The sequence below is a fragment of the Bradyrhizobium sp. genome, from assembly GCF_016462955.1.
GTDB lineage: Bacteria > Pseudomonadota > Alphaproteobacteria > Rhizobiales > Xanthobacteraceae > Bradyrhizobium.
In genome coordinates, this window is the sequence record NZ_JAEMSD010000030.1 from 22,403 (window position 1) to 27,401 (window position 4,999).

Consider the following 4,999-nt stretch of genomic DNA (forward strand, 5'->3'; position numbering starts at 1 on the left):
GAAGCGATCCAGGCGCTGGTCTCGCACATGCGCACCGAGCAGCAGATGATCCGCGAATGGGCCGACGGCCAGGGCGAGCAGAACCGCGAGATCCGGCGCCTGCTGGAGCGGATCGCGCGCCAGCCGGAAAAGAATTAGCAGCTAGACGAAAGAAACGATCATGGCTCTTGCCCGCGCCCGCCGCAGCGAAGGCGGCCTGAACTACTGGCCCGGCTTCGTCGATGCGCTGTCAACGCTGGTGCTGTCGATCGTGTTCATGCTGTCGGTATTCCTGGTGGTGCAGTTCTTCCTGTCGCAGGAGGTCACCGGCAAGGACAAAGCGCTGGAGCAACTCAACGCCAAGATCGCCCAGCTCAACGAGCTGTTGTCGCTGGAGAAGCTCGGCAAGCTCACGCTTGACGACCAGGTCTCGCAATTGAAGGCCGGCCTCGCCTCGGCCGAGGGCGAGCGCGACCGCATCAAGGGCCTCTATGACGGCCTGGCTGCGGCGGGCAACGACGCGCAAGGCAAGACCGCCGAGCTCGGCAAGGCGCTGGACTCGGAGAAGGCGGTCTCGGCGCGGGCGCTGGCGCAGATCGAGGTGCTGAACCAGCAGATCAGCGCGCTCAGGCGGCAGCTGGCCGCGCTGGAGGAGGCGCTGGATGCCTCCGAGAAACGCGACAAGGAATCGCAGAACCGCATTGCCGATCTGGGCTCCCGCCTCAACGTCGCCCTGGCGCAGCGCGTGCAGGAATTGTCGCGCTATCGCTCGGAGTTTTTCGGCCGGCTGCGCGCCATTCTCGGCAACCGGCCCGACATCCGCATCGTCGGCGACCGCTTCGTGTTCCAGTCCGAAGTGTTCTTCGACACCGGCCAGGCCATGCTGCTGCCCGAAGGCCGCGCCGAGCTCGAGACGCTGGCGACCGCGCTGATCGAGCTCGACAAGAAGATCCCGAGCGAGATCCCCTGGGTGCTGCGCGTGGACGGCCATACCGACGTGCGGCCGGTGAGCGGCGCGAACTTCAGGTCGAACTGGGACCTGTCCGCGGCCCGCTCGATCTCGGTCGTGCAATACCTGGTCTCGCTCGGCGTGCCCGCCCAGCGCCTCGTCGCCGCCGGTTTCGGCGAATTCCAGCCGCTCGACACCGGCAACACCGAAGAAGCCTACAAGCGCAACCGCCGCATCGAGCTGAAGCTGACGGAGCGGTAGTGGTGAGGGACGCACGGTACTCACCCCACCGTCATGGCCGGGCTTGGCCCGGCCATCCACGTCTTTGCTTCCGTGTTCGTGGCTTCTCGTGGATGCCCGGGACAAGCCCGGGCATGACGACTTCATGATCCACCTCCGCTCCTATCGGCCCGAGGACGAAGCTGCCGCGATCGAGCTCTGGCATCGCACCTGGCAAGAGGCCTATCCGCAGATCGATTTCGCGGCGCGGCTGGACTGGTGGCGCGAGCGCTGGCGCAAGGATCTGGTGCCGAAGGCCCAGATCGTGGTGGCGGAACAGGGCGGCGCCCTCACCGGTTTCGTCACCATCGATCGCGAGGGCTATCTCGACCAGCTCGTGGTCGATCCCGCGCACTGGGGATCGGATGCCGCGCGGTTGCTGGTGGACGAGGCCAAGCGGCTGTCGCCTTCAGGCATCATGCTGCTCGTCAACAAGGACAATGCCCGCGCCATCCGCTTCTACGAGCGCAACGGCTTTGCCCATGCCGGCGACGACGTCAACCCGACCTCGGGGCGGCCGGTGTTGAAGATGGTGTGGCGGGCCTGAGAATACCGGTACTTTCCGCCATCATTATGAGGCGTCTACGCCACCTCGAACTGCAGCCGCGCCAGCCGCGCGTAGAGGCCGTTCGCCGCCACCAGTTCGGCATGGGTGCCCTGCTCGACGATCTTGCCATGGTCCATCACCAGGATGCGGTCGCAGGAGAGCACGGTGGCGAGGCGATGGGCGATGACGAGCGTGGTGCGGTGGCGCATCAGCTCCTCCAGCGCGGTCTGCACCAGCGTCTCGCTTTCGGCGTCGAGCGCGGAGGTCGCTTCGTCGAGCAGCAGCAGCGGCGCGTCGCGCAGGATGGCGCGCGCGATCGCGATGCGCTGGCGCTGGCCGCCGGACAGCGTCACGCCGCGCTCGCCGAGCGCGGTCTCGAAACCTTCGGGCAGGCGGCGGATGAACTCGGCAGCATGGGCGAGCTCGGCGGCGCGCTCGACCTCGGCATCGGTCGCATCGGGCCGGCCGAAGCGGATGTTCTCGCGGGCGGTCGCGGCGAACACCACGGAGTCCTGCGGCACCAGCGCGATGCGGGCGCGGAAATCCTTGGGATCGGCGGATTTGACCGGCACGCCGTCGAGCGAGATCGTCCCGCTGCGCGGATCGTAGAAGCGCAGCAGGAGGTGAAAGATCGTGCTCTTGCCGGCGCCGGAGGGACCGACGATCGCGACCTTCTCGCCGGGACGCACGGTGAACGACACGGCGTCGAGCACCTTGACGTCGGACCGCGCCGGATAGGCGAAGCTGACCCGGTCGAAGCCGACCTCGCCGCGCGCCGGCACCGGCAGCGCCAGCGGCGCCGCGGGCGCGGCGATTTCGGGCTTCACGTGGAGGATCTCGAACAGGCGCTCGGCCGCGCCGGATGCCGCCGAGACCTCGCCCCAGACCTCGCTGAGCTGGCCGAGGCCCGCCGCGGCGAACACGGCATAGAGCACGAACTGGCCGAGCCGGCCCGGCGTGATCGCGCCGGAGAGCACGTCATGCGAGCCGATCCAGAGGATGGCGACCACGCTTGCGAACACGATGAAGATGATGATGGCCGTGAGCACGGCGCGGGCCTGGGTCGAGGTGCGCGCGGCCTCATAGGCCTGCTCGACCTCGCCGCCGAAGCGCTTCTCGGCAAACTGCTCGCTGGTATAGGCCTGCACGGTGCGGATCGCGCCGACCAGCTCGCCGGCATAGGCCGAAGCTTCGGCGAGCGTATCCTGTGCATTGCGCGACAGCCGCCGCACCCAGCGCCCGAAGGCCACCAGCGGCAGCACGATCAGGGGAATGGCGAGCAGCACGAAGCCCGAGAGCTTCGGGCTCGTGATCACCATCATCGTCGCGGCGCCCAGGAACATCATCAGGTTGCGCAGCGCGATCGAGACGGAGGCGCCGACGGCCGATTTGAGCTGGGTGGTGTCGGCGGTGAGCCGTGAGATCAATTCGCCGCTGCGCGCGGAATCGAAGAAGGCGGGCGAGAGCGACAGCAGATGACCGAAGACGTCGCGCCGGAGGTCGGCAACGATGCGCTCGCCGATCGTCATCACGAGGTAGTAGCGCGCGGCGCTGGCGATCGCGAGCACGCCGACCACCGCGAGCATCACCGAGAAATAGCTGTTGATCAGCTCGATGCCTTCGGGCGTCAGGCCGAAATCGATCATCCGGCGCACCGCGATCGGCACCAGCAGCGTGGTCAGCGCGGCGATCGTCAGCGCCACGAAGGCGAGCGCCGCGCGACCGCGATAGCGGCCCACATAAGGCGCGAGCGCCAGCAGCGGCCGGAGTTTTGCGCGGCCCTTGGCAGGCTGCTCGATCAGGTCGGCCTCGATCGAGGGGGTCTCCGCCGAATTCATATCGGGTTGATCGACATATTGGTCATCAAGCCGTTCCACTGCGCTCATGAGATCCGACCCATTGTATCTGCTCGCTCCCAATTAGGCCGGTGCGCGGGTAGTGGCAAATCCGGGATGTCCCTTAGGGGCAAACTCGGTTCACAATCCCGCGTGGCTTGTTTTGCGGGGTTTCGTGAGGTATAGAGCCGCCAAATCCGTCATTCGCGAGCCACCAAAACAGGCGCCGGGCGCCGAGGAATTTGCCATGAAAGCCGAAATTCATCCGGATTATCATACGATTAAGGTCGTGATGACCGACGGGACCGAGTACCTGACCCGCTCCACCTGGGGCAAGGAAGGCGACACGCTGAACCTCGACATCGACCCGAAGTCGCACCCGGCCTGGACCGGCGGCAACGCTCAGATCATGGACCGCGGCGGCCGCGTCTCGCGCTTCCAGAAGAAGTTTTCGGGCTTTTTGAAAAAGGATTGAGCCAGCCGCAAGGGTTGGATGAAAAAACACCCCCGGGAAACCGGGGGTGTTTTTTGTTCGCCGTCATTCCGGGGCGCCCGAAGGGCGAGCCCGGAATCCATAACCACGATCGGGAGTATGGATTCCGGGCCCGCGCCAAGTGGCGCGTCCCGGAATGACGACTGAGTTTGTGGATCGGTCCCTACCGCTCGAACGCGGCCTTCAGCGCGTTGAGGTGCGGCACCAGCGGATTGCCGATCGCGACCTGTTCGGTCGGCGGGGTGTGGATCGTGCTGTCGAGGCGGCGCACGCGGGTCTGCAGGCTCATCGAGCGATGGATCAGGTCCTGGAGCTGGGAAGGCAGCTTCTCGATGGTGTCAGCGGGACCGGGATCGGCGGCGGTGAGCTTGACCTTGGTCTTCTCGCGGTTCGCCTGGCTCAGCGTCATCTCGCCTTCCTTCACCGCGCGATGCAGCAGCAGCCAGGAGGCGAGCTGCATCAGGCGGGTGGTGAGGCGCATGCTCTCGGTCGCATAGGTGAGGCTGACGGCACGGTCGAGCGCCTTGGCCTCGGTGCGGCCGGCGCCGTCGAGATAGGCGGCGGTTTCTTCGACGAGGTCCATGCCCTCACGGAACAAATTTCCGAACGCCGCAGAGTTTGTGAACCGCTCGCTGAGTTGAACGAGAGCGCCGTCGGCCTGCAAACGTTCCATGGTAAACGCCTCTTACGCAACTGTTTGACCGTCCGGCTTTGACGCCGGCTTATGATGAACAAATCATTGCGCGGGCGAAGCGCGGAGTCCAGTGACAAGCGCGGATATGGTTTCCGCGGGTCTTCCTTGGAAATTCAACCGGCACGAGACGCAATCGGGCCAAAAAAAGAGCCGCCGGAGACCGGCGGCTTTGAAAGTTGATAACAGGGAGGCGTCAAACAGAGTGGACAGGAGCCACTCGGTG

Annotated in this window: 5 protein-coding genes and 1 pseudogene; 4 read left to right on the plus strand and 2 right to left on the minus strand. The window is 65.9% G+C overall.

The features are described from left to right. The 3 genes and pseudogenes from JHD07_RS05720 to JHD07_RS05730 all read left to right on the plus strand — a co-directional run. A pseudogene (locus tag JHD07_RS05720) lies at positions 1-138 on the plus strand (flagellar motor protein MotA); the annotation flags it as partial. Positions 139-160: 22 nt separating this feature from the next. Further along, positions 161-1,189, plus strand: coding sequence for a peptidoglycan -binding protein (locus tag JHD07_RS05725; protein ID WP_291619873.1), 1,029 nt, complete (start codon positions 161-163; stop codon positions 1,187-1,189). 124 nt (positions 1,190-1,313) lie between these two features. Further along, positions 1,314-1,754: a GNAT family N-acetyltransferase gene (locus JHD07_RS05730; RefSeq protein WP_291619875.1), complete on the plus strand. Its 441-nt coding sequence runs from the start codon at positions 1,314-1,316 to the stop codon at positions 1,752-1,754. Positions 1,755-1,789: 35 nt separating this feature from the next. On the opposite strand, the gene JHD07_RS05735 is transcribed toward JHD07_RS05730, so the two are convergent. Continuing rightward, positions 1,790-3,640, minus strand: coding sequence for an ABC transporter ATP-binding protein/permease (locus JHD07_RS05735; protein WP_291619877.1), 1,851 nt, complete (start codon positions 3,638-3,640; stop codon positions 1,790-1,792). Between the two features lie 196 nt (positions 3,641-3,836). On the opposite strand from JHD07_RS05735, the gene rpmE reads away from it, so the two are divergent. After that, the gene (gene rpmE, locus JHD07_RS05740; protein ID WP_011084323.1) at positions 3,837-4,064 is read left to right on the plus strand and encodes a 50S ribosomal protein L31; all 228 of its coding nucleotides are present in this window, start codon (positions 3,837-3,839) and stop codon (positions 4,062-4,064) included. Positions 4,065-4,245: 181 nt separating this feature from the next. Here rpmE and JHD07_RS05745 read toward each other — a convergent pair whose 3' ends face one another. After that, positions 4,246-4,755 (minus strand): DUF1465 family protein, encoded by a 510-nt coding sequence (locus tag JHD07_RS05745; protein WP_291619915.1) that lies wholly within the window; start codon positions 4,753-4,755, stop codon positions 4,246-4,248. Positions 4,756-4,999 lie beyond the last annotated feature (244 nt).

Excerpts from the sequence above, each read along its gene's own strand:
- JHD07_RS05725 (WP_291619873.1), top strand. The coding sequence starts at position 161 with ATGGCTCTTGCCCGCGCCCGCCGCAGCGAAGGCGGCCTGAACTACTGG.
- JHD07_RS05730 (WP_291619875.1), top strand. The coding sequence starts at position 1,314 with ATGATCCACCTCCGCTCCTATCGGCCCGAGGACGAAGCTGCCGCGATC.
- JHD07_RS05735 (WP_291619877.1), bottom strand. The coding sequence starts at position 3,640 with ATGAGCGCAGTGGAACGGCTTGATGACCAATATGTCGATCAACCCGAT.
- rpmE (WP_011084323.1), top strand. The coding sequence starts at position 3,837 with ATGAAAGCCGAAATTCATCCGGATTATCATACGATTAAGGTCGTGATG.
- JHD07_RS05745 (WP_291619915.1), bottom strand. The coding sequence starts at position 4,755 with ATGGAACGTTTGCAGGCCGACGGCGCTCTCGTTCAACTCAGCGAGCGG.